Source organism: Pseudomonas sp. Van50 (genome assembly GCF_055390755.1).
Genome location: NZ_AP024343.1, coordinates 541,882 through 566,733, shown reverse-complemented (window position 1 = coordinate 566,733; position 24,852 = coordinate 541,882). Strand labels below are relative to the sequence as shown.

Genomic DNA, 24,852 nt, shown 5'->3' with positions numbered 1-24,852 from the left:
ATATTCAAGGAATCCCAATGCCTGTCACTGAAACGGAACATCGCCAGGTCGTCATCATCGGTGCCGGTCCCTCCGGGGCCATCGCCGCCGCGCTGCTCAAGCGCAAGGGCCACGATGTGCTGGTCATCGAACGCCAGCATTTCCCACGGTTCTCCATCGGTGAGAGCCTGTTGTCCCACTGCCTGGATTTCGTTGAAGAAGCCGGCATGCTCGACGCGGTGAATGCCGCCGGGTTCCAGCGCAAGAACGGCGCCGCGTTTGCCTGGGGCGAGCGCTACAGCGCCTTCGACTTCGGCGATACCTTCAGCAACGGCAAGCCCACCACTTTCCAGGTACAACGGGCCGACTTCGACAAATTGCTGGCCGACCAGGCCGCCCTGCAAGGCGTGGAGATCCGCTACGGCCAAGCGATTGCCAGTGCCGATTTCACCCTCGCCAAACCACGACTGGGCGTGCAGCGTGAAGACGGCAGCCAGTACTGCGTCGAAGCTGACTTCGTGCTCGATGCCAGCGGCTACGGTCGCGTCCTGCCGCGCCTGCTGGACCTTGAGGCACCGTCGAACTTCCCGCTGCGCCAGGCGGTGTTCACGCACATCGAGGATCGTATCGACACTCCGGCGTTCGACCGGGAAAAGATCCTCATCACCACCCACCCGAGCAAACGTGACGTGTGGTTCTGGACCATTCCGTTCAGCGGCGGGCGCTGCTCGGTGGGCGTGGTCGCGGCGGCGGAACATTTCGCCGGTCGCACCGACGACCTCGATGCCTGCCTGCGTGGTTTCATCGACGAAACCCCGAGCCTGGCCGGCGTGCTGCAAAATGCGCTGTGGGACACCCCGGCACGCACCATCGGCGGCTACTCGGCCAACGTCAAGACCCTGCACGGCCCGGGCTTTGCCCTGTTGGGCAACGCCGCGGAATTCCTCGACCCGGTGTTCTCCTCCGGCGTGACCATTGCCATGCGTTCGGCGAGCATGGCCGCCGATGTACTCCACCGCCAGCTCCAAGGTGAAAGCGTCGATTGGCAAAGCGAGTTTGCCGAGCCGCTCAAGCGCGGCGTCGACACCTTCCGCTGCTATGTCGAGGGCTGGTACGCCGGTACCTTCCAGGACGTGATTTTCTACACCGAAGGCTCGGACGACATCCGGCGCATGATCAGTTCGATCCTGGCTGGCTACGCCTGGGATCAACGCAACCCGTTTGTCAGTGAACCCAAGCGGCGCCTGCGCATGCTCTCGGAAATCTGCGCAAGCCCGGCGCCGAGTCAGCAACCATGAGCTACCTGAGCGACAACTACGTCGAAGAAACCCGCTTCGGCTTCTGGTTCCTGCGCAGCCACACCTGGCAGCACCACGTGTTGCGCGTGGCGATCAACGACCTGCGCAGCCTGTTCAGCACCGCGCTTCCGGCCAACCCGGTGCTGCTGGACGCCGGCTGCGGCCAGGGTAAATCATTCCAGTACCTGCGCCAGGTGTTCGCGCCACAACGCCTGATCGGCGTGGATGCCGACCCTCACAGCCTGGACCTGAGCCGGGAGGAAGCCGCGCGCCAAGGCATGAGCGTGGAACTGATCGGCAGCGACTGCGCGACCTTGGCGGTGCCCGACGCCAGCGTCGACCTGCTGTTCTGCCACCAGACGTTCCATCACCTGGTGGAGCAGGAAAAAGCCCTCGCCGAGTTCTACCGCGTACTCAAGCCCGGCGGCTATTTGATGTTCGCCGAATCCACCGAAGCCTACATCGATACCTGGGTGATCCGCTGGCTGTTCCGCCATCCCATGCACGTGCAGAAAAGTGCCGCGCAGTACCTGCAGATGATCCGCGATCAAGGGTTCCGATTCGAAGACCGCAACGTCTCCTACCCGTACCTGTGGTGGAGCCGCGCCAAGGATTTCGGCCTGCTGGAGCGCTTTGGCCTGCGCCGGCCCAAGCCATTTGGCGAGCGTGAGGAAACCCTGGTCAATGTGGTGGCGCGCAAGCCTGGCGAAGGGGCTGCCGGATGATCCGTGGCCTGCTGATCGCCTGCGTGTTGCTGCTCAGCGCCTGCGCCAGCCAGGCGCCACTGCCCGCCCGCACGCCGACCCTGGCGTTGCCAATGCAACTGCACATCGAGCGGACCCTGGCCGACCAACGCCAGGACTGGCTACTGGTGATCCAGCGCGAAGACACCGGCATCCGTTGGTCGATGATGGATCCGCTGGGCATTCCCGTGGCCCGCCAGCGCCTGGTCGACGGCCAGTGGCAGGCCGACGGTCTGCTGCCACCCAATGCCGAGGCCCGAGAATTATTCGCCGCGCTGTTGTTCGCCCTGACCCCCGACGCCGAGCTGTCCGGCAACTATCCGGCGGCCCGGCGACAAGCGTCGCAACGGACCCTCGATAATCGCTGGCAGGTGCGCTACACGCAGCCGCTGGATTTCGAAATGAGCCTGCCCCAAGGCCCCCGCTACCGCATCACACCGTTGACCGAGAACGCCCCATGACCGCCTACCTGAATGCCCTCGGGGTGATCTGCGCCCTGGGCCGCGACAAGCACACTGTCGCGCGCAACCTGTTTGCCGGCGACTGCTCGGGCGTGCGTTGCGAGGATGGCTGGGTGGCCGAACGGGCCTTGCCGGTCGCCGCGGTACCGGGTGAACTCGCGCCCATCCCCCTGCCCTGGCGGCGCAACGCAGCCGTAATAATCAACTGCTGTTGGAAGCGGGGCTGCAGATTCGCGCGGAGATCGACCAGGCCATCCAGGCCTACGGGCGCGCTCGCATCGGCATCGTCCTGGGCACCAGCACGTCGGGCATCGATGAGGCCAGCCAGGGCATTGCCCACTACCTGCGCGAGCAGCGCTTCCCCGACGGCTACGACTACCAGCAACAGGAACTCAGCGCGCCGGCCAACTTTCTTTCCGACTGGCTCGGCCTGAGCGGCCCGTCCTACGTGATTTCCACGGCCTGTACCTCCAGCGCCCGCGCCTTGATGAGCGCCCGGCGCCTGTTGGACCTGGGCCTGTGCGATGCGGTGCTGTGCGGTGGCGTGGACAGCCTGTGCAAACTGACCCTCAACGGTTTTTCCGCGTTGGAGGCGGTGTCGAACGAACGCTGCAATCCGTTCTCGGTGAACCGCAGCGGCATCAACATTGGCGAAGCGGCGGTGCTGTTTCTCATGAGCAAGACGCCAGGCGAGGGCACACCGATTGCCTTGCTCGGCGACGGCGCCAGTTCCGATGCCCACCATATCTCCGCGCCCGAACCCAGCGGTCGCGGCGCACGCCAGGCCATGGAAAAAGCCCTGCGCTGCGCCGGCCTCGACGCCCACCAGATCGACTACCTGAACCTGCATGGCACCGCCACGCAACACAATGACGCCATGGAAAGCCAGGCCGTGGCCGGGCTGTTCCCGGCCGGTGTGCCCTGCTCGTCCACCAAGCCCATGACCGGCCACACCCTCGGCGCGGCCGGGGCGCTGGAAGCGGCGTTCTGCTGGCTGGCCCTGAGCACTCAAAACACCGCCCAGGCCCTGCCGCCGCACATCTGGGACGGCCAGGCCGATCCTGCCCTGCCAGCGCTCGACTGGGTCACCGCCAACACCCGCCTGAAACCCGCCACCGCGCGCCGCCTGATGAGCAATTCATTTGCCTTCGGCGGCAACAACGTCAGCCTGATTATCGGAGACGCCCCATGACTGACTGGCCGCTCGCCGAACTGCTGCCCCATGCCGGCGACATGATCCTCATCGACCGGATCCTGTCGTTCGATGACGAACAGATCCACACCCACGCCACCGTCAAGCCCGGCGGTTTGTTCAACCGCGACGACGGCGCACTGCCGGCCTGGGTCGGCATCGAGCTGATGGCCCAGAGTGTCGCGGCGTTTGCCGGTTGCCACGCGCGCCGACGCGGCGATGCCGTGGAGTTGGGCTTTTTGCTCGGCACCCGCAAGTTCGAATGCAACGTCGACTGCTTTCCCGTCGGCACCGAGCTGAGCATCCATGGCGTGCGCTCCCTGGAAGACGACAACGGCATGGGCGTGTTCGAATGCCACATCCACGCCCCCGGCATCCATGCCACGGCCCGGCTCAATGTATTCCGTCCGCCCCAGGCTGCCCATTACCTTCATGAACCGTCCGCAACAGGAACCCCGCCATGACTGAATCCGTACTGGTCACCGGCTCCAGCCGTGGCATCGGCCGCGCCATCGCCCTGCGCCTGGCCCAGGCCGGGCACGACATCGTGCTGCACTGCCGCAGCGGTCGCGCCGAGGCCGAGGCGGTCCAGGCACAAATCCAGGCCCTGGGCCGCAACGTCCGGGTGCTGCAATTCGACGTAGCCGACCGCGCCGCCTGCAAGGCCATTCTCGAAGCCGATGTCGAAGCCCACGGCGCCTATTACGGCGTGGTGCTCAATGCCGGCCTGACCCGCGATGGCGCCTTCCCGGCCCTGAGCGAAGACGACTGGGATGTGGTGATGCGCACCAACCTCGACGGTTTCTACAACGTACTGCACCCGGTGATGATGCCGATGATCCGTCGTCGCGCCGCCGGAAGGATCGTCTGCATCACGTCGGTTTCCGGGCTGATCGGCAATCGCGGCCAGGTCAACTACAGTGCTTCGAAGGCCGGTTTGATCGGCGCGGCCAAGGCGTTGGCAATCGAGCTGGGCAAGCGCAAGATCACCGTCAATTGCGTCGCGCCGGGGTTGATCGACACCGCCATGCTCGATGAAAACGTACCCGTGGAAGAACTGATGAAAATGATCCCCGCCCAGCGCATGGGCACCCCGGAAGAAGTGGCTGGCGCGGTGAACTTCCTGATGTCCGCCGAAGCCGGCTACATCACCCGGCAGGTCCTGGCCGTCAACGGAGGCTTGTGCTGATGAAGCGCGTCGTCGTCACCGGCATGGCCGGCATCACCTCCGTGGGCAGCGACTGGGAAACCATCGCCAGCAACTTCGCCGCCAACCGCAGCGGCATCCGGCGCATGGATGAGTGGGACCGTTTCACCGAACTGAACACGCGCCTGGCCGGCCCCATCGACGACTTCCAGGTCCCGGCCCACTGGACCCGCAAGCAATTGCGCAGCATGGGGCGGGTCTCGCGCCTGGCAGTCGCGTCGGCGGAACAGGCCCTGGCCGACGCCGGCCTGCTGGGCGACGAATCGATCAAGGACGGGCGCATGGGCGTGTCCTGCGGTTCATCCACCGGCAGCACCGATGAGATCAAGGCGTTCGGCAACATGCTGCTCAACAGCGTGGCCGAAGGCCTGAACGCCAACTCCTATGTGCGCATGATGCCCCACACCACGGCGGCCAACATCAGCATCTTCTTCGGGCTGACCGGACGCCTGATCCCCACTTCCAGTGCCTGCACCAGCGGCAGCCACGGCATCGGCTATGCCTACGAGGCCATCAAGTTCGGGCGCCTGCCGTTGATGCTGGCCGGCGGTGCGGAAGAACTGTGCCCGACCGAAGCGATGGTCTTCGATGCGCTCTACGCTACCAGCCTGAAAAACGATGCGCCGCAAACCAGCCCGCGTCCCTACGACAAAGGCCGCGATGGCCTGGTGATCGGCGAAGGTGCCGGCATGCTCGTGCTTGAGGAACTGGAACACGCCCTGGCCCGTGGCGCACGGATTCATGCCGAGATCGTGGGCTTCGGCAGCAACGCCGACGGCCAGCACGCCACCCGCCCCGAACTGGTCACCATGCGCCGGGCCATGGAACTGGCCCTGGAAGATGCCGGCCTCGAACCCTCGGCCATCGGCTACGTCAATGGCCATGGCACCGCCACCGAACAGGGCGACATCGCCGAAACCCTGGCCACCAGCAGCCTGTTTGGCGAGCACATGCCCATCAGCTCGCAGAAGAGCTTCCTCGGCCACACCCTGGGTGCCTGCGGGGCGCTGGAATCCTGGTTCAGCATCGAAATGCTGAAAAGCGACCTGTACGTGCACACCTTCAACCTCGATGAGGTCGACCCTCAATGCGGCCAGCTCGACTACCTGCGCAGCGAGTTCAGGTCGATGAGCAACGAATACGTGATGAACAACAACTTCGCCTTTGGTGGGGTCAACACCTCGTTGATCTTCCGCCGCTGGCGCTGAATCGGATTCAAAACCCGTTACCCCTACGTCAAGGAGACCATGATGTCGTTGAAGAAAATCGCCGTGACCGCCGCCCTGTTGCTCAGCACCCTGCCAAGCCTCAGCCAGGCCCGTGATACCGCGCTGTTCCTGCCGTTCGACAAGGTCGTCGCCGAAGCCATCCGCACCGGCAAGATCGACGGCAGCGTGAAGTTCTACCTGGCCGGCAACAAACCGGCTGGCAACGTCACCGTGGTCAGCCCCGGCGCCGTGACCAACAAGAAAACCAACGCCTTCAACAAGTCCGATGAAGTGGCCTGCGAATGGGTGCTGCAATCAGCCCTGATCAGCCTGCACCAGGCCGCCAAGAACGCCGGCGCCAACGCCGTCACCAACATCGTCAGCTTCTACAAGAGCAACGAACGCAAAGACCCCACCACCTACGAATGCCACGCCGGCGCGATCATGGCCGGTGTTGCGTTGAAAGGGGATTTGGCGAAGGTGCAATAAAAAGCGCCGTTTGGGCCATTAGAGAGGCCTGGCAATTGATGCCAGGCCATCCCACAGGGTTGGGTGGCGTACCCGAATATTGCGTACACGCAGTCCATTGTGGGAGCGAGCTTGCTCGCGATAGCGCTGGGTCAGTACCGGCGATGCGAGCTGTGCTGCCGTCATCGCGAGCAAGCTCGCTCCCACAGGGTTGGGTGCCGTACCCGGATATTGCGTACACGCAGTCCATTGTGGGAGCGAGCTTGCTCGCGATAGCGCTGGGTCAGTACCGGCGATGCGAGCTGTGCTGCTGTCATCGCGAGCAAGCCCGCTCCCACTGGGTTGGGTGCCGTACCCGGATATTGCGAACACCACAGTTCCACTGTGGGAGCGAGCTTGCTCGCGATAGCGCTGGGTCAGTACCTGAGATGCGGGCTGTACTGCCGTCATCGCGAGCAAGCCCTCTCCCACAGGGTTGGGTGGCGTACCCGGATATTGCGAACACCACAGTTCCACTGTGGGAGCGAGCTTGCTCGCGATAGCGCTGGGTCAGTACCTGAGATGCGGGCTGTACTGCCGTCATCGCGAGCAAGCTCGCTCCCACTGGGTTGGGTGGCGTACCTGGATACTGCCAGCACGCTGTCTGGAGCCCACCAGCCGTCCGAGTGTCCAGCACGAACCTTGTGGCGAGGGAGCTTGCTCCCGCTGGGCTGCGCAGCAGACCCTCGTTCATTGGATGTCTTCCTTCATCCCATTCGAGTGCAGGCGATGAACATCCGCCCGTTTAAGAGCAGGCAGGAAATCCTCCGCCATCGGCACGCCTTCACGCACGATGATCAGGAAACGTTTCTGAAGCGTATTGATGATTTCGTCGCCATTGCTCAAACGACTGCCGACCAGCGCGATATTGCTATTGGCTTCCCCCGCGCCGGTGATGATCCGTGCCGTGCTGCCATCGGCATACACCACCTGGTCGCCTTTCTGCGCGGCCCGCACTTTCCAGCCATTATCCAAGGTGAACGTCAATGACGATGACACCTGCTGGATCGTTCCGCCGTACCGCGTCTGGCTGCCCTCGGTGGCCACTCGATAAATAGCGATTGGCGGATGCGCTTGGACGAATGCTTTTTGTCGATTGACGAATGCCGCGACTTCTTCGCCGTAACCCTCCAGGTGGCGTTGCTCCAAGTACAAGTCATCCAAATGACAGAGCGCTTCACGGGAAATTTCGTTGGTGTAGAGGGCATCCAAAGGTGAGTGCATTTCCAGGGGCCTTATTCATGGGCTTCAGGCTGCGCCCCTTGCCGCTGGGAAGGAGCACCGAGCCGGAGGATTCGGAATGATGAATAAGACGTCGCAGCACAGGTGAGTGGCAATCCCAACGGCGCGGTACCTGGAACGAATAGGAAGTGTCTCAACTAGAAATGCGCGTTTTCCTACAGCCCAGAATGTTTATCTGGCGATTCGTTACGCTTGGCTTCAATCGCCCGAAGCGATGCCCCCTGGAGAAGCGCTTACGCGAGCTGGAACCCGTGGGCGAGCGGGTCTCTGTCATCGACAAAAAGGGTGTTATAGCCTGTCACCTGGGCCCAACCGGTGATGCTCGGGCGTATGCCGGCGAATTCGCCAACCTTTATCGCCGCCTCGACCTTGCCTTCGTAAAGCGTGCCAATCGGACTCTCGTGTCGATAGGTGTCGCCGACTCTCAGCCGCCCCTTGCCAAACAACTGCGCCATCCGGGCGGAAGTTCCGGTGCCACCAGGAGAACGATCAATGGCCTTGTCACCGTAAAACACCGTGCAACGACCATCCGCTGTGCTGTTCTGCGGTTTTTCGCACCAGATGACGTGATGCACGCCAGTGATCCGCTCATTTTCCGGGTGCAACGGATTACAGATTCCGGCCAGCGCCGCGCGCAGTTTCACACTCAGACCGACGATATCGGCGGTGCTGTGTCCATCAAGGCCTGGCCAGCATTGCTGCGGTTCGACCACCGCGTAAAAGTTACCGCCGTAGGCGATGTCGACAGTCAGTTGCCCGACGCCAGGCACCTGCACCACGACATCCGCGCTGTGCAGGTAGCTGGCGACGTTGAACAGTTTGATCGACTCGACGTATTCACCCTCCAGGGTGTACTCGACATCGACACGGCCGGCCGGGGTTTCGATCGCCAGCTTGCCCGGTTCTTTCGGCGTCACCAGCCCCTCTTCGATGACCACCGTCGAAAGCCCGATGGTCCCCGCGCCGCACATCGGCAGGCAGCCGCTGACTTCGATGAACAACGCGCCAAAGTCGCAATCTTCGCGAGTCGAGGGGTAGATGATCACGCCGGACATGATGTCGTGGCCGCGAGGCTCGAACATCAGCGCGGTGCGTACCCAGTCGTGATCGCGGACGAATATCTCTCGTCGCTCGGCCATGGAAACCGACGGCAACAACGGACCGCCACCTGCGACAACGCGAACCGGATTGCCGCAGGCGTGGGAATCGATACAGAAAAAACTGCGTCTCATGGTGCCATCCTGTTAAACCATTTTGCTGGGAGAATGGCGCTGCAGCGCGCCGCGAGACAGGCGATCGAGCAGCAACGCGATGGCGACGATGGCAAGACCGGCACGCAGGCCCAGGCCCATTTCCATCCGCGACAGCCCCCTGGTGACTTCAGCCCCCAGGCCACCCGCCCCCACCAGACCGGCGAGTACCACCATGGCCAGCGACATCAGGATGCACTGGTTCAGGCCCACCAGCAGCGTGGGTGCGGCGGTCGGCAATTCGATCTTGAACAGAATGTCCTTCGGCGACGCACCGGACGCTTGCCCCAGTTCCAGCAGGTCTTTGGGCAGTTGTTTGAACGCCAGCGTGGTCAGGCGCAGCATCGGCGGAATGCCGTAGACGATGGTGGCGATGATCGCCGGAACACGCCCCAGGCTGAACAGGATCACCGCCGGAATCAGATACACCCAAGGCGGCACGGTCTGCATGATGTTGAGGATTGGCAGAAACGCATCGTCTACGCGCTTGACCCGAGCGGCCAGAACACCCAGCGGGAAGGCTATCGCCACCGAAATCAGCACCGACACGGACACCAGCGCGATGGTCTGCATCGACGCGACCCACAGGCCAGAGAACAGGCAGAACGCCAACATCAACGCCGCGAACACCGCCACACGTTTGGTGGCGAAGATGAACGCGGCAACAAAGACGATGGCGATCATCATGTAGGGATGAGGCGCCAGCAACAGGTGCTCGACCAGCCCCAGCACAGCCTCTACCACTTGGCTGATGGCGACGAACAAACCATGCAGATTGGCGTTGAGCCAGTCCACGACGGGGGCTAGAAACTCACCGGGGGAAAAACGCAGGTCGGCGATGCTCATTGGCTTTCTCCCATACGAGGCCGCGCTGCACTCTGCGCCAGGCGGTCGAGGATCATGGTCAGGATGACGATGGCGATGGCCGCGTTGATCGACTTGGCGATGTCCAGCGTGCGCACCGCGCCGTAGATCGACTCACCCAGGCCGCCGGAACCGACGATCCCGGCGATCACGACCATGCCGAACGCCATCATCAGGCTCTGGTTGACGCCGGCCATGATGCTGGGCATCGCGAATGGCAGGCGGATCTTGAAGAACATCTGCATCCCGGTCACACCGCTGGCGTCGCCCAGTTCGATGAACTCCTTGGGGGTCATGCGAATGCCCAGCGAAGTCAGGCGCAAGGCCGGTGGCAGCGCGACAATGAAAGTCGCCAACAACGCCGTGGCAGGGCCGTATCCCAACAACGCAATGGCGGGCAGCAGATAAATGTAGGGCGGCATGGTCTGCACCAGGTCCAGGCACGGATCGACCACTTGGTCGAATGCAGGCGCGAGCCCCGCGACCACGCCCAACGGGATTGCAACCAACAGCGCCAGAAAGGTCGCGGTGAGGACAAGAGCCAGGGTGCTCACGGTCTCCGGCCACAGCCCGATAAAGGCGCAAAACATCAGTGCCAGCCCCGACAGAATCGCGAAACGAAGGCCGATCAAGCGCCAGCCGATCAACGCGAACAGCAGCGCAATGACGTAAAACGGCGGCAAGGCGATGCACCAGAGCACGCCTTTGTAGACCGCTGTCAGCGCATCGTTGGCCGCGCTGAACAGGAACTCGCCGTGATCGGCCAGCCACTCCAGGCTGGAATCGATGGCCGAATCGAACTGACTGGAAAAGTCGGGAGTGCTCATGCCGAAGCCTCCAGCGCAGCGGTCGCTGACGAGGCTGAGAATTCATTCGCAATTCCCTGCACACCGCGCAGCAGATCACGAGGCGTGATGATCCCTACGACCACGTCGTTATCGACCACCGCCAACGCATCGCGCTCGGATTTCACGGTCAGGCCAATCAGCTCGTTGATGTCCGCATCGAGCCTGGTCTTGATCAGTCGCGCAATATCACAGCCGGGGTTGGCCGCCTTGAACGGCGCGACCGGGGTCATCACCGAGTGGGCCTTGACCAGATGCAGGCGCGAGATGCCCGCGACGAACTCGGCCACGTAATCATCGGCAGGCTTGAGGACGATTTCTTCGGCGGTACCCACCTGAATGATTACCCCGTCCTTCATGATCGCGATGCGGTCGCCGATGCGGATGGCTTCGTCCAGGTCGTGGGTAATGAACACCGCAGACTTGCCGAGCTCTTTCGTCAGCTGGCGGAACTCGTCCTGTAGCTGGCGGCGGATCAACGGGTCGAGGGCGCTGAACGGCTCGTCCATCAGAATCACTTCCGGGTCGGCAGTGATCGCCCGGGCCAAGCCGACACGTTGCTGCATGCCCCCGGACAACTCGCTGGGGTAACGCTGCGACCATTCGCTCAGGCCCACTTTCGCCAGCGCACGCTCAGCCACCTTGTAGCGCTCGGCCTTGCCGATGCCCTGCACTTCCAGGCCGAACGCGGTGTTTTCCAGCACCGTGCGGTTGGGCAGCAGGGCCACGCTCTGGAAGACCATGCCGATGTGCCGGGCGCGTACTTCGCGCAATTGTGCCGCTGAAAGCGTAGAAAGATCCTTGCCCTTGACCAGGACCTTTCCGGAACTTGGGGTGATCAGCTTGTTGAGCAACCTGATCAGGGTGGATTTGCCACTGCCGGACAATCCCATGATGCAAAAGATCTCTCCACGGCGGACCTGGAGACTGACGTTCGAGACCCCGACCACGCAGCTGTAATCTTGCAGAATCCGGGTCTTGGTAAGCCCCTGCTGAACGACAGCTTGCATCGCGGCAGGTGCGCTTTCCCCAAAGATTTTCCAGACATTCTGGCAATCTACCAGCACTTCGTTAGTGTCAATTTTAGCCGTTGTCATGTCGTAACCCGTCGAGTCAGTTTTGGCTGACTTCTCTCATTGATCAAAAGGCGGCAGTGGCAAAAAAAGCGTTGTGTTTCACTTCTTGACGTTTTCCCAGCGCTTCAACAAATCGGCGTGACTGTCGGTCCAGCCCTTGACGGCCTCATCCATGGTCTTGCCGTCCTTGACCTCGGCGTTCATGGCGGTGATGTCGGCGATAGGCACGTAAACACTGGCCATCAGCTCACGGGCACGTGGATTGCCCTCGGCGAAACCTTTATGGCCGATCCAGTAATAGCCTTGCAGCGGCGGGAAGATGCCTTTGGGGTCTTTCAGAAACTTCAGGTCGAATTTCTTGGTCATCCAGGACGGATCCCACACCGTGACCGCCACCCACTCTTTGCGGTCCACAGCAGACTTCAGCGCGGCGGTCATCGCAGCGGTACTGCCTTCGACCAGTTTCAGCTTGAGGTCATAGGCCTTGACCACGTTGTTGGCATCGCTCATCAAGCCTGACCCTGGCTCGATGCCAATGATCTTGCCGCCGAGCTTGTCTGCGTTGGCATTGAGTTGATCGATCGAATCGATGTCGACATAGCTGGGCACCGCCAGCCCCTGGTACAGACCGAACGAGACCGGCGACAGTTTTTCGAGCCTGTTTTTATTCTTGTTCCAGTAATCGGAGGCGGCGTAATCGGTCTGGGAGGCCAGAACCTGAACATCACCCTTGGTCAGGGCTGCATAGGCAATGCCCCACTCCGAAAACTCCACCACTTTGACCGTGTAGCCAGAGTCCTCGAGCACCTTCTTGGTGATGCCGGTGATGGGGGTCAAGTCCTCCCAGTTCATGGTGCCCATGGTGATGGTTTTCTCTTCGGCGTGAACCGGCAGACTCATCATGCCTGCTACCGCAACCGCACAGACTGCCTTCCAGATTTTCTTCATGGCGTTCCCCGATCTACGTTTATAAAACTGGTTATGGATGTTTAACGAACCTCGGTCTTGCGACTCGACCTCAACCTTCCCGACCGGCCCTAAGTGCCTGCCAGCGAATGACTGAACTGACGCCCAACTGAGTCAACAACTTCGGTGGCAACTTGCTCGGCCCTGGAGCCTGGCTGTAGCGCTGCAAAAACTCCGACTGCGTACCGCTTGCCAACTCGGCGGCCATGACCCCGGCCAGGGTGCTCTTCACCGTGCCCAGACCGTTCTCGCAGCATGCGGCGTAGAGGTTTTCTTCCACTTCGCCAAAGGCTGGCGCGCTGTTGCGGCTCAGGCACAGGCGCCCTGCCCAGCTGAATTCGATGGGTGTCGATTTCAACTCCGGGAAGCGTGCGTCGAGCGAATGCCGTTGTTCTTCGGCCACCGCCGCAACACGCATCGGCGTCACGGTGATGGTCGGGTCGTAGGTGAACTTGGTGCGAATGACGATGCGCGATTGCCCGTTCGAGGTGATCTTGCGCACCGTTGCGCCCATCGGATCGGCGGGCAGCAGCGCCCAGCGGTCGTGACCGGTCACGTTGCGTTTGAATTCGTCGTGGCTGAATCCGGCGGTCATCGAGGCGTAGGTGAAGACGTGCAGCAGCCGCCCCTTGAAATGCCCGAAGTCTTCGATGTGGCCATTGACCGCAAGGATGACTTTCGGCGCCGAGACCCGGCCCTTGTGGGATTTCGCCACCCAGCCGGCCCCGGACTTCGACAGCTCGACAATCGGCGAGCGCTCGTAGAGGCTGATCTTCTGCCCCAGCCCCTGCGCCAGGTCGCGGATGTACTGCGCCGGCTGAATCATCACCGCGCCGGGGGTATACAACCCACCGTGGTAGTAATTCGAGCCGGTGATTTCCAGCATCTGTTTGGCGTCGTACAACTCATGCCGCTCGCCGATCCTCGCCAGGGATTTCGCGTACTTGAGGTTCAGCTTCAAGCCGCGCTCGGTGGCTGCCGCGTTGATCTTCCCGGAGGGGTCGAAGGTCTGCCGCGACATGCCGTACTCAACCGCAGCCTGAGCCGCAAAGTCGATGGCAAAGCGATTCTGTGCGATCTCCTGCGCAGTGGCGGACTCACCGGCCACCGAGTATTCGCCGGAGGACAGGCTGTGGGGCACATCGATCATGAAACCGGAGTTGCGCCCCGCAGGGCCCTTGGCGATTTCATGGGCGTCGACCACCACGATGGTGTCGTCGGGACGTAGCTGGGACAGCCGACGCGCCGCCGACAGACCCGCGAATCCCGCACCGATGATCAGCCAGTCCGCCGACACGTTTCCATCAAGCATTCGCACAGGGGCAGAACGCGTGGAGATCGCCTCCCAGCCTGAAACACCGGTGTCTACCGGCAGCCGCTTGATGGTGTGATCGCTCATTTTACGGTCTCGTCAACCGACCGATCAGACACATCGATCCATATGGTTTTGATTTCGGTGTACTGGTCGTGGGCGAACACTGACTTGTCGCGACCACCGAAACCGGACTCCTTGTAACCACCGAACGGTGTCGATGCATCGCCCTCGCCGAAGCAGTTGACGGTGACGATCCCGGCACGGATTTCGCGAGCCAGCTTGATCGCCCGGCGCAGGTTGCCGGTGTACACCGAAGCGGCCAGCCCGTAGTGAGTGTCATTGGCCAGGGCAATGGCTTCACAGATCGAGTTGAAGGTCGTGACCGACAGCACCGGGCCGAAAATCTCTTCCTGGAACAGGCGGCTGTGGCGATCCACACCGTCGATTACGGTGGGCTGAATAAAGGCGCCGTCATGAGTATCGCCGCCATACACGGCTTCCAGATTGCTCGCGCTGGCGTAATCCAGGTAGGACTTCACTTTCTCGAAATGGTCGCTGCTGACCAGTGCGCCCACGCGATTCTGCGGGTCCAGCGGGTCGCCCATTTTCCACTCGCGGATATAGGCGCCCATGCGCTCGAGCAGTTCGTCTTTGACCGATGCGTGAACCAGCAGGCGCGAAGTCGCCGAGCAGTTTTCGCCCATGTTCCAGAACGCGCCGTTGACCACCTGCTCGGCGACCAGGTCGAGATCCTCGGCGTCGTCCATGACCACGGCCGGGTTCTTGCCGCCACACTCGAGCACTACACGCTTGAGATTGGAATCGGCGGCGTAATGCAGAAAACGGCGACCGGTTGCGGTTGAGCCGGTAAAGCTCACCATGTCGACATCTTTGTGCAGGCCGAGGGGTTCGCCCACGTCCTTGCCGGTACCCGTGACGATGTTCAGCACGCCAGCGGGCACACCCGCGTCGAAGGCCAGCTCGGCGACACGCAGTGTGGTCAAGGTGGTTTGTTCAGCGGGTTTGACGATCACCGAACAACCGGCGGCCAGCGCAGGGCCGATCTTCCAGGCGAGCATCAACAGCGGGAAGTTCCACGGCAGCACACAGCCCACAACGCCAATCGGCTCGCGCACCACCATGGTCAAGGCATCGTTGCCCACCGGCGCGGTGTGGTCGTAAAGCTTGTCGATCACCTCGGCATGCCAGCGCAGGGTGTGAATGGTGTCTGGCACATCGACCAGTTGGCATTCACGCACCGGTTTGCCGCTGTCCAGGCTTTCCAGCACCGCCAGTTCGTGACGATTCTTTTCCAGCAGCTTGGCGAACTTCAGGAGCACGGCCTTGCGCTCGCCAGGGGGCAGTAGCCTCCAGCGGCCATCTTCGAAGGCTTCCCTGGCTTTGCTGACGGCATAGTCCACGTCTTCGGCAGCACAGGCCGAAACCTCGGTCAAAAGCTCGCCGGTAGCCGGATTGACGGTGGCAAAGGTATTGCCGGAAATCGCAGGCTTGAAGGCGCCATTGATGAAGGCGGTGTTCGGAAACGACATCGACTTTGCGATGGCGGCATATTCGGCCGCAGTCAGAAGATCACGCATTGTTGGCTCCCGAGGTGATGTGGGCGACGGTACGTTTCACGTTGGCGATGACGGTCTGCAGGCTGCGTTTGTCGTCCGAATTGAGCGGACGCAATGGCGCACGTACGTCACCGACTGCAAGCCCGTTCAATTCACAACCGAACTTTATGCACTGCACGAACTTGCCGCCGTCCAGCGCATTCATCAGCGGCATCATCGCGGACATGATCTGGCGGCCCTTATCGAAGTTCTTCTCGACGACACAGGCTTCATATAACGCAACATGCTCTTTTGGCAGAAAGTTTGAACCGGCACACACCCAACTCCTGGCGCCCCAGGCAAAGAACTCAAGTGCCTGGTCATCCCAACCACAAGACAAGGCGATATGGGGAAATTCACGGGCCAATAAATGAACGCGGCCCATATCGCCAGAACTTTCTTTAATGGCTTTTACGTTTTTGGACTTGCCGACCCGAGCGAGGTATTCCTCGTTCATTTGCACACACATGCGACCCGGATAGTTGTACAACATGATCGGCATATTGGCCGCGCGGTCGATGGTCAGCGCGTGGATGGCGTTTTCCTGATCGGTCGGCAGCGCGTAGGGCGGTGTGGTCACCAGGATCGCGTCGGCCTTGATCCGCTTGGCATCCTCGGCAAACAACACCGCGTCTTCGGTGCGAATGGCACCGGTGCCGATGATCAACTGTACGCGGCTGCCGATGACTTCCCTGGCATGTGCGGCGAGCTTGAGGCGCTCCTCGGCAGTCTGCGCATAATATTCGCCGGTGGAACCGCCAATGATGATCCCGTGCACTTTCGCTTCGATCAGAGATTCGAGAACCTCGGAAAAGACGCTCCAGTCGATTTCACCATCAGGCGTATGCGGCGTGACCGCCGGTGTATAAATGCCTTCGAATTTCAAGACGATATTCTCCGAATAGGAATGGCCGTGGCGCTTAAAAAGAAACGGCCAATTAACAACAGCAAAACGTACGCGGCCGAAGCCCTGGAACACGAAATAAAGTCCATCTGATTTCCGGGATGTGCCCCGATGTAAAAACAAATACCGCAGGTGTGAGGATGACGTTGACTCAGGATTTAATCCTGAACCTTTATCAACGCAGAACTTCAATGTTCTTTCGCAATCGCCCAGCGCGACACATTTCCAGACCCACTCAAGTACATCGAGCAGGCCGCAGAAAAAACGCTAAAGTTTTAGAATACGTTCGGTCGAGACACGGCCTTTACCTCAGGCAGACACTGTTCGACACAGGGCAGATGAGCAATCGCTTTAATCAACATAGTCAGACCGTATCTATCCCAATTGGCAGTGACGACGGTTTCTTATTTTCAGCACGTATGGAAGGTCTCCATCGGCTTTTGCATGCCTCGAATCCTCTTGCATCGACCCGAGGATTACTGGCGGCTTGTGTGAAGATTACGTGTCGAACGCGCTTGCCAACAAGAAACCTTTTCACTGGGCAATGCATAAAAAAATGTTATCGATTGGACGCTCAGGATGTCGTTCCCGTCGCGGATGCCCGGCTCATTCGAACTGCGACAGCACCCAGTCCCTGAACCGGCAACAGGCCTCGTCGTGCTCGCGGTCTTCCCTGAACGTCAGGTAGTGCTGGCTTTCCTTGAGCACAACTTCTTCAGCGACCGGCCGCACCAGCAACCCGTCGTCAATCAGCTTTGTCACCAAGTGGTTCCAGCCAAGAGACACGCCCTGATGGGTCAGCACCATGCTGATGATGAGGTTGTAGTCGTTGGCATTGAGCACGTGAGGGCTGTCGTGCGGGCGCTCGTCAAGATTGACGTTATGGAAGGCGAACCACACATTCCAGTCCACATGTTCCGCCACCTGCGAACGGCCGTAGGGGCTGAGATTGAGCAGCACGCCGTTGCGCAGCCCTTCCAGGCTCGACAACTCCGGGTGGGCGTCTCGGTATTGCGGGGTACAGACCGGATAGATCACGTCGTGAAACAGCGGATAGCTGCGGTAACCATCCTGAATCCGGGCCATCTTGGTGATGAAAATGTCCGGGCGAATGCCAGGCTCCATCGACAGAAAGTTCTGGGTGGTGATCAGGTTGAGATCAATATCGGGATTCTGGCTGAAAAAGGTAGGCAGTTTCGCCGCCAGCCATAGCGCCGAAAATGCGGGAGAGCAGCACAGGGTCAGCACGCGCTTCCCGGCGTTATGGGTGCGGATGCGCTCAGCCGCCTGGGAGATATTTACGAATGACATTTGCGCTGCGTCGAAGAAAATGGCGCCTGCTTCGGTCAACTCGACCGCTCGACCTACTCGCCTGAACAGCTCTACGCCAAGATACGTTTCAAGCTCGCGAATTTGCCGGCTGATCGCTGCCTGGGTCACGCACAGCGCCTCTGCGGCACGGGTGAAGCTCTGGTATTTGGCGGCTGCCACGAAGGACTTGACGGCCTTGAGAGAAGGCATTTTCAACAACGTCAAATCTGGATCGATGTGCTTGACCATAGCTTTAACGAGTCATCCATTTTGAGAAATAGGCAGATACTGGGAACAGAGATAGAGATCTTCTTACGCTATCGCCCCTCCCCGCATGCGGTACCTATATACCACCCACCCGAGTTTTTCCTGAATAGGTTGTACTGCCAACATTCCTCCAGGAAGAAAAGCAGTGGAACACACCCCCCTTACAACGTCCCATGACTTACCGTTCGCCGACAGCGCCGCGCTGCCGGATGCCCCGCTGGTCAGCCAGCTCAAGGCGGCGCAGCAACAGATGATCCGCCTGAACGACGCCATCCCACGGCCTTCCAATGTGATGAGGCAACACCTGGATTATTGGTTCAGGAGAACCTTCCCGGCCTTGGCGGGCAGCATGACGGTGCACGAGCTGTCCGTGCGCACGCTGCGCGAAGAGACGATTGCGCCTGCGCAGCGCACAGCCGATGGCCCGGCAACCGGTAAGACGGTGACGGACACCCGCTTGCTCGAAACGCTTTTGCTGCAAGTCGTCGCTGGCAGGATCGATCCGCGGGCGTTCTTCCGTGACTTGGACGACATCGAGATTGTCACCCATCGGGACAGCACCGCCGCAGCGCCCGTCGCCCTGAACGAGCGCGCCGCAAAAACTGAAATCAAGCGGCTGATCAGCGCCACGCCGGCGCTTTATGAACGACTGCTCACCCGTGCATTGGATGAGTTCTGGAACAAGCCGGCCGACTTCAGCCAGGACCGCAAGGTCGGCGACTGGCTGGCGGACGAACTCGCCAGGCAACTCAAGGCCCAGGCCGATCTGCATCGGCTGGACACGACATTGAGCCCGCAAATGCACCAGGCGCTGACCGACTATGCGTTGTCGGCGCCGGACGCAGCATCTCGTGCACAGTTGGCGGAACGGGTCCGACCCGGGGTGTTCAGCCTGGGGATCACACCCCGCCGCTGGAGCTTCAGCGTACCGGTGTCGGGCGCCGTGGCCTTGTCGCGGTATGACAACGTCAGCGATTCGGGACATGCCGTGCTGTACCGCCCGGGCCAGCCGTTGCAACTGTACGACACCCTGGTGGCGCTCAAGGCCGGCCTGGCGCAAGACGGCAACGCTGGGGATGAAGTCGACATCGCGCCTGTCACCGAGCACTTCCTCGCTCGCCTGGTCACGGAACTGCGGACAGGGCAGAAAACCGCCGTGCGCGATGCCGTGCTGGACGGTCCCGCGGCATCGGAAGAAATCACCGCCTGGATGAACAGGGTCGATGCGGCGGCGGACATCGGCCACAAGCTGGACCTGGCGAACGCCATGGAGGAGCGCGAACTGCGGCTAAACCTCAAGAGACTCAATGACTGGCTGCACGGCAACCCGCACGTTACCGCCAGCGATCGCCTGGCATGGTGGGCGGCGACGCGGGCCCTGCACAACGCCCTGACGGATCAGCCCCCGCCGCCGGACCCGGTGACGCTGGCCACCATGGACGCTCTTCGAGACCGGACCCGTCAGTTGCTCGCCGATGTCATCAAGGCGAAATACCCGCCGGTCGACCCTGAGGACGTGTCCCTGAGCATCAGAAGAACCGTGGTCGATCCCCACGCACCGACGGGTAGCTCGCCGTTTGGCTCCGGGGTCTCGCAAGGCAGCGTGAGGGGAATCGTCGATGACCGTCGCTCCCTGACACAGTGGGCGATGTCCAACCTGACCCAGGACGAACGCAATGCCTCTCACCCAGCCGTGGAAGGGCCGCTGAGCTTCGCGCAAATTGTGGACGTCATTGAGAGGGCGAACATCGGCGCCCGGCTCCCGGTCGAGCTGCAACGCGTGGCCCGGGAACAACAGGCGCAGTGGATGGCCCTGAAAGCGCAACAGATGCGCGCCCAAGTGTGGGCCGCGCATATTTCGGGAGACTTGCGGCACGACCGGGACAATATCGGCTTGAAGCTGGTGCTGGCCGCACTGGACGGCCCGACCGCAGCGGCACGCGACAAGGTCAACGGGCACCAGGTGGTGGTCCGCCAACTGCAATGGGGCGACAGCGTGCTGAGGGAAGTGCTGGCGTTTGGGGTGAAGGCGACGGCGAGCCGCCCTTCGTTGACGCTTTACACCCCAGGCGCCCCCGACGGCAAGACGTTCAGGGACGTGGATGCACCAAGCGCGCGGGCGTTGGAAACAACCTTGGTGCAAACACTCACTGCCACGTCGGAGATGACCCGTTGGCTCATTTCGCACCTGCCGCTGCTCGAACAGGCCAAGCAACTTGCCAGCATGGCACCGACCTCGGAGGACCTGGCGCTCGAGGAAAAAATCAAGAAAGTCACACTGTCTGTCTTCGCGTGGGCCCAGGACAGGGCACAGGACGATTTCGCGAAGACCATCGCTTCGCCCATCGTCGAGGGGGATGTGTTCAAAGCGTTGCATGAGACGCAAATCGCCCATGGGCTCAAGACGGCAGACATGTTGACAGTGACCCATGCCGAGCGCGACAGCACCTACGCCCAAGAGGGACGCCGCAGCGCCGTCCTGCTGCTGACGGGGGCGATGTCGATATTCCCGGCAGGCCGGCTGGGCGGCCTGCTGGGACGCGCGATCCTGCCGACCATGGCCGGCGGTGCCGCGGTGTCGGCGATAGACGATGAGAACGGCAGCCTGCAGCAGTGGACCCTTGATTTTATCGGCGGGCTGGGGGAGGTCATCGCCGAGGCGGGGCAGGACTTGATCATGGCCCGCGCCGGACGCCGTCGCAGGCAAGCACGCCCGGTGCTATCGGCGCTCCCCCCCATGACGGACCCGGAGCTGGAGCCGTACCGGCTCAAAGGGTTCGACGGCCACGGATTGATCCACGAGGGTCGCCACCGGTACCGGGATGCAAGCGGGCAAGGCTACCTGATGCTGGGGAGCGGCTATTACAAGACCGCGGTCCAGGCAGGCGAGCAAATCATCTACGCGCCCGACAACCGCTCCAACCAACGGACCGTCATTTGGGAAAATGATCGTTGGCAGGTTGAAGAACGTCAGCGTCTACGCGGAGGCGGCGCGCTCCAGAGCCTGCTCAGACGAGCCCCGCAGACGCCGCGAGAGCGAGCTTTCAATGCATTGGTGGAAGGGGTGCTGGTCAACAATCGCTACCCCACCCTCGAAGCCGTGAACACGGCAAAGGAGATTTTCCACACCATGCCCGACGCGCTGCTCGGACGCATACTCGATGAAAGCATGGCCGACATAGGCGCGCTCGACCTCAACGCCTATCTCTCGAAAATAAGGGACCTGACCCAGGGCCGGGGCAATCTGTCCCGGCATCAGGCCGCCCACGACGATCTGCTGGACAAGATGAACACTTGGCGAATCGTGACCCTTAGCTATAAAGACATCGAAGCCAACGCGCCTGACGTCGAACTGAGCGAAACACAAAAAATAAAAATATATGACACGATCATTTCGCACAAAAACGTGTTCTTTACCGAAGATCGAATCCAGGTGCACACCACCATCATCACCGACAACCTGACCGGCGCAGTCTTCATGACCTTCACGCCTCATAAAGGCCGGAAAAGAGTGGCCATGGACAAGATATCCAAAGACACCCGGGCCATGTTGCACGCCGTGGAAGCCAAACTGAATGCCAAGGCCCAGGCGTTACATCCGGGGGACGGGCCGCAAGAGCAAGCCGCCCGAGGAAACTACATGGCTTCGGAGGATTACTACAACGAGATGATCACTGCGCTTCGGGAAGAGAAGCAGCGCATGCACAAGCCTGGCCTGTTGACGGAAATAAGGAACAATCGAGTGCCTTATCTCATTGTCAACAAAGGCAAGACCCAGCGAAATACCATGCTGCTCACCAGCGAAGACATTACAAACTTCACCAGTTCGCTCGCAAACTATGAACCCTTCGACATCGAAATCGTTATACAGGCCAAGTCCAACAAAGTGACAGGGACACCCCCACCCACCGCCCCCATGGTTTTACCCGCCCCGGAGCTTGTACCGGATAAATTCCAGACCCGCACCAGCCCATTGGCCGAAACACAGATGTCATACGCCAGCTTTCCCAAGGAGGCTGAAGCCAAGGTCGGGGAAATCCTGGCAGATATCCGCGCCGGCAGGATAACCACCAAGCGAATCTATCGGTACTACTGGTACACCATGGCCCAACTGTCCCCCGGCGGTGGCAAAGGCGCATGGCGCGCCGCGTTCGAACGCAAGGGCGACACCTGGATACTCCAGGGCTTTTATGATTACCACGGCAATAAGCCCGCGACGGTCTGGGAAGGATAGGTCGATCGAATCGAGGTCGAGTGGTTGGCGATCAACAGCCAGTGCCTTGCGTCAGTAAATCCACAAACGCCTTCGCCATCGGCGAACGCTGTTCCTTGCGCTGCACCAGCCACACGGCCGAGACCGCCGCCGGATCGAGCAGCGGTCGATAGACCACGCCATCAATGCGCATGCGTTGGTAGGACGCCGGCAATACCGAGACGCCCAGCCCTGCCGCGACCAGGCCGATGATGGTCATGGCCTCACCGGCTTCCTGGGCGAAGTGCGGGCTGAAGCCGGCGTCGCGGGCCAGGCTCAGCAATTGCGCGTAGAGGCCACTGCCGTAGCTGCGCGGGAAAAACACGAACGGTTCCTGAGCCAACGCCGAGAGGAACAGGCCCTTTTCATCGCCCTGGGCCAGGGAATGCTTGGCGCTGAGCACGGCCACCAGGGGTTCGCGGCTGAGTTCGATTTCCCTCAGGGCGTCGGGCAGCGGCAAGGGCCGCATGATGCCGACTTCGATCGCCTCATCCAGCAGTGCGTCGGCCACTTGGGTGCTGCTCATTTCCCGCAGGTTCAGGTGCACCGCCGGGAAGCGCTGACGGAACGAGAAGATCGCCTGGGGAATGGTGGAGTTGAACGGCGCCGAGGAGGTGAAACCGATTTTCAGCTCACCCAGTTCCCCCAGTTGGGCACGGCGGGCCACGTCGGCGGCCTTGTCGACCTGGACCAACACCCGTCGCGCTTCTTCAAGGAACAGCCGCCCGGCCTCGCTCAATTCGACTCGACGATTGGTGCGTTCGAACAACCGTGCGCCAATCTCCTGTTCCAGTGCCTGAATCTGCTGGCTCAACGGCGGTTGGGAGATGCCCAGGGCCAGCGCGGCGCGGCCGAAATGCAGTTCTTCGGCAACGGCGATGAAGTAACGCAAGTGACGCAGTTCCATGGGTTATCCAATAGGTCGCTAAACGTCTTAAACAGGTCGAATAATATATTGGATAGAAACATTAGCTGGCTATATGCTTTTTTCATTGCCTGCCTGATCGTGTCCTTGCGAGGTCCACCGTGAAAACTGCTGTCGCTCCATTGGCCCATGAAATCCCGTCGCGTGCGCAGGACGATACCGTCGCCGAACTCAAGGACATCTACATCGAGAAAGGCACGCCGATGTTCATGCGCACCGTGCTGGCACTGTTCTGCGGTGGCTTTGCGACCTTTGCCCTGCTGTATTGCGTGCAACCGATGATGCCGCTGTTGTCCAAGGAGTTTTCCATCAACGCGGCGCAGAGCAGCCTGATCCTGTCGGTGGCGACCGGCCTGCTCGCCATCGGCCTGTTGATCACCGGCCCGATTTCCGACCGCATCGGCCGCAAATCGGTGATGGTCACGGCGCTGTTCGCCGCGTCGGTGTGCACGATCGCCAGCGCCATGATGCCGACCTGGCAAGGCGTCCTGCTGCTGCGCGCCTTGGTCGGGCTGTCGTTGAGCGGGTTGGCGGCGGTCGCGATGACGTATCTGAGCGAAGAGATTCATCCCAAGCACATCGGCCTGGCGATGGGGCTGTATATCGCTGGCAACGCCATCGGCGGCATGTGCGGGCGCCTGATCACCGGGGTCTTGATCGACTTCGTCAGTTGGCACACCGCGATGCTGGTGATTGGCGGCCTGGCGTTGATCGCGGCGGCGGTGTTCTGGCGGATTCTTCCCGAGTCACGCAACTTCCGTCCCCGTTCGCTGCACCCACGCAGTCTGCTGGAGGGTTTCACCCTGCACTTTCGCGACGCCGGGTTGCCGCTGCTGTTTCTCGAAGCCTTCGTGCTGATGGGCGCGTTCGTGACGCTGTTCAACTACATCGGCTACCGCCTGCTGGCCGAGCCTTATCATCTGGACCAGGCCTTCGTCGGGTTGCTGTCGGTGGTGTACCTGTCGGGCATCTACAGCTCGGCCAAAGTCGGCGCACTGGCGGACAGACTCGGTCGCCGCAAAATGCTCTGGGCGACCATCGCGCTGATGCTGTCCGGCCTCGTGCTGACCATGGCCACCCCGCTGTGGCTGGTGGTCCTGGGCATGTTGGTGTTCACCTTCGGTTTCTTCGGCGCCCATTCGGTCGCCAGCAGCTGGATCGGCCGCCGCGCCCTCAGGGCCAAGGGCCAGGCTTCGTCACTTTATCTGTTCAGCTACTACGCCGGATCCAGCGTGGCGGGTACGGCCGGCGGCGTGGCCTGGCACCTGGGCGGCTGGAACGGGATCGGCCTGTTCATCGGTGGCTTGCTGGTGATTGCGTTGTGGGTGGCGGTGAAGCTGGCGAAATTGCCGTTGTTGCCGGGGAATGTGCAGGTCTAGCCATCGCTATCCACATTGGAAACAAAGTGGACACTTTGTGGCGAG

The 24,852-nt window shown here is 61.3% G+C and carries 20 protein-coding genes and 1 pseudogene; 10 read left to right on the top strand and 11 right to left on the bottom strand.

Annotated features, from left to right (window positions below):
- Positions 1 to 17 precede the first annotated feature (17 nt).
- From ACZ5M5_RS02450 to ACZ5M5_RS02415, 8 genes and pseudogenes are all read left to right on the top strand, one after another.
- Positions 18 to 1,277 carry an NAD(P)/FAD-dependent oxidoreductase gene (locus ACZ5M5_RS02450; protein WP_464738537.1) on the top strand — a complete coding sequence of 420 codons (1,260 nt, stop codon included), beginning with the start codon at positions 18 to 20 and terminating at the stop codon, positions 1,275 to 1,277.
- Positions 1,274 to 2,002 carry a class I SAM-dependent methyltransferase gene (locus tag ACZ5M5_RS02445; RefSeq protein WP_060739521.1) on the top strand — a complete coding sequence of 243 codons (729 nt, stop codon included), beginning with the start codon at positions 1,274 to 1,276 and terminating at the stop codon, positions 2,000 to 2,002. Before ACZ5M5_RS02450 ends, ACZ5M5_RS02445 begins: the two co-directional genes overlap by 4 nt.
- Entirely contained in the window at positions 1,999 to 2,481 is a 483-nt protein-coding gene (locus tag ACZ5M5_RS02440; RefSeq protein WP_464738536.1) for a hypothetical protein, read from the top strand. The genes ACZ5M5_RS02445 and ACZ5M5_RS02440 overlap by 4 nt, the downstream gene beginning before the upstream one ends.
- A pseudogene (locus ACZ5M5_RS02435) lies at positions 2,478 to 3,673 on the top strand (beta-ketoacyl-[acyl-carrier-protein] synthase family protein). The gene ACZ5M5_RS02440 and the pseudogene ACZ5M5_RS02435 overlap by 4 nt, the downstream one beginning before the upstream one ends.
- Positions 3,670 to 4,137: a hotdog family protein gene (locus tag ACZ5M5_RS02430; RefSeq protein ID WP_092203402.1), complete on the top strand. Its 468-nt coding sequence runs from the start codon at positions 3,670 to 3,672 to the stop codon at positions 4,135 to 4,137. The pseudogene ACZ5M5_RS02435 and the gene ACZ5M5_RS02430 overlap by 4 nt, the downstream one beginning before the upstream one ends.
- Complete coding sequence (locus ACZ5M5_RS02425) at positions 4,134 to 4,862, top strand: 3-ketoacyl-ACP reductase FabG2 (RefSeq protein ID WP_072407283.1); 729 nt, start codon at positions 4,134 to 4,136, stop codon at positions 4,860 to 4,862. The genes ACZ5M5_RS02430 and ACZ5M5_RS02425 overlap by 4 nt, the downstream gene beginning before the upstream one ends.
- Positions 4,862 to 6,088 carry a beta-ketoacyl-ACP synthase gene (locus ACZ5M5_RS02420; RefSeq protein ID WP_103308854.1) on the top strand — a complete coding sequence of 409 codons (1,227 nt, stop codon included), beginning with the start codon at positions 4,862 to 4,864 and terminating at the stop codon, positions 6,086 to 6,088. The genes ACZ5M5_RS02425 and ACZ5M5_RS02420 overlap by 1 nt, the downstream gene beginning before the upstream one ends.
- A 42-nt stretch (positions 6,089 to 6,130) precedes the next feature.
- Positions 6,131 to 6,577 carry a hypothetical protein gene (locus ACZ5M5_RS02415; protein ID WP_003197008.1) on the top strand — a complete coding sequence of 149 codons (447 nt, stop codon included), beginning with the start codon at positions 6,131 to 6,133 and terminating at the stop codon, positions 6,575 to 6,577.
- 708 nt (positions 6,578 to 7,285) lie between these two features.
- Here the strand turns inward: ACZ5M5_RS02415 and ACZ5M5_RS02410 are convergent.
- From ACZ5M5_RS02410 to ACZ5M5_RS02365, 10 genes are all read right to left on the bottom strand, one after another.
- On the bottom strand, positions 7,286 to 7,819 hold the full coding sequence (locus ACZ5M5_RS02410) for a PAAR domain-containing protein (RefSeq protein WP_060739527.1): 534 nt from the start codon (positions 7,817 to 7,819) through the stop codon (positions 7,286 to 7,288).
- Positions 7,820 to 8,070: 251 nt separating this feature from the next.
- Positions 8,071 to 9,069 carry a 4-hydroxyproline epimerase gene (locus ACZ5M5_RS02405; protein WP_464738535.1) on the bottom strand — a complete coding sequence of 333 codons (999 nt, stop codon included), beginning with the start codon at positions 9,067 to 9,069 and terminating at the stop codon, positions 8,071 to 8,073.
- Between the two features lie 12 nt (positions 9,070 to 9,081).
- On the bottom strand, positions 9,082 to 9,933 hold the full coding sequence (locus tag ACZ5M5_RS02400) for an ABC transporter permease (protein ID WP_464738534.1): 852 nt from the start codon (positions 9,931 to 9,933) through the stop codon (positions 9,082 to 9,084).
- The gene (locus ACZ5M5_RS02395; RefSeq protein WP_060739530.1) at positions 9,930 to 10,778 is read right to left on the bottom strand and encodes an ABC transporter permease; all 849 of its coding nucleotides are present in this window, start codon (positions 10,776 to 10,778) and stop codon (positions 9,930 to 9,932) included. The genes ACZ5M5_RS02400 and ACZ5M5_RS02395 overlap by 4 nt, the downstream gene beginning before the upstream one ends.
- Positions 10,775 to 11,893, bottom strand: coding sequence for a quaternary amine ABC transporter ATP-binding protein (locus tag ACZ5M5_RS02390; protein WP_060739531.1), 1,119 nt, complete (start codon positions 11,891 to 11,893; stop codon positions 10,775 to 10,777). The genes ACZ5M5_RS02395 and ACZ5M5_RS02390 overlap by 4 nt, the downstream gene beginning before the upstream one ends.
- 78 nt (positions 11,894 to 11,971) lie before the next feature.
- Positions 11,972 to 12,820: a glycine betaine ABC transporter substrate-binding protein gene (locus ACZ5M5_RS02385; RefSeq protein ID WP_060739532.1), complete on the bottom strand. Its 849-nt coding sequence runs from the start codon at positions 12,818 to 12,820 to the stop codon at positions 11,972 to 11,974.
- 70 nt (positions 12,821 to 12,890) lie between these two features.
- Entirely contained in the window at positions 12,891 to 14,237 is a 1,347-nt protein-coding gene (locus ACZ5M5_RS02380) for an NAD(P)/FAD-dependent oxidoreductase (RefSeq protein WP_060739533.1), read from the bottom strand.
- Positions 14,234 to 15,751 (bottom strand): aldehyde dehydrogenase, encoded by a 1,518-nt coding sequence (locus tag ACZ5M5_RS02375; protein ID WP_464738533.1) that lies wholly within the window; start codon positions 15,749 to 15,751, stop codon positions 14,234 to 14,236. The genes ACZ5M5_RS02380 and ACZ5M5_RS02375 overlap by 4 nt, the downstream gene beginning before the upstream one ends.
- Positions 15,744 to 16,655: a dihydrodipicolinate synthase family protein gene (locus ACZ5M5_RS02370; protein ID WP_464739322.1), complete on the bottom strand. Its 912-nt coding sequence runs from the start codon at positions 16,653 to 16,655 to the stop codon at positions 15,744 to 15,746. Before ACZ5M5_RS02370 ends, ACZ5M5_RS02375 begins: the two co-directional genes overlap by 8 nt.
- Before the next feature lie 624 nt (positions 16,656 to 17,279).
- Positions 17,280 to 18,233 carry a LysR family transcriptional regulator gene (locus tag ACZ5M5_RS02365; RefSeq protein ID WP_464738532.1) on the bottom strand — a complete coding sequence of 318 codons (954 nt, stop codon included), beginning with the start codon at positions 18,231 to 18,233 and terminating at the stop codon, positions 17,280 to 17,282.
- Between the two features lie 163 nt (positions 18,234 to 18,396).
- On the opposite strand from ACZ5M5_RS02365, the gene ACZ5M5_RS02360 reads away from it, so the two are divergent.
- Positions 18,397 to 22,485 carry a dermonecrotic toxin domain-containing protein gene (locus ACZ5M5_RS02360; protein WP_464738531.1) on the top strand — a complete coding sequence of 1,363 codons (4,089 nt, stop codon included), beginning with the start codon at positions 18,397 to 18,399 and terminating at the stop codon, positions 22,483 to 22,485.
- A gap of 31 nt (positions 22,486 to 22,516) precedes the next feature.
- Here the strand turns inward: ACZ5M5_RS02360 and ACZ5M5_RS02355 are convergent, their stop codons facing one another.
- Positions 22,517 to 23,410 carry a LysR family transcriptional regulator gene (locus ACZ5M5_RS02355; RefSeq protein ID WP_464738530.1) on the bottom strand — a complete coding sequence of 298 codons (894 nt, stop codon included), beginning with the start codon at positions 23,408 to 23,410 and terminating at the stop codon, positions 22,517 to 22,519.
- A gap of 140 nt (positions 23,411 to 23,550) precedes the next feature.
- On the opposite strand from ACZ5M5_RS02355, the gene ACZ5M5_RS02350 reads away from it, so the two are divergent.
- Positions 23,551 to 24,807 (top strand): MFS transporter, encoded by a 1,257-nt coding sequence (locus ACZ5M5_RS02350; RefSeq protein WP_464739321.1) that lies wholly within the window; start codon positions 23,551 to 23,553, stop codon positions 24,805 to 24,807.
- Positions 24,808 to 24,852 lie beyond the last annotated feature (45 nt).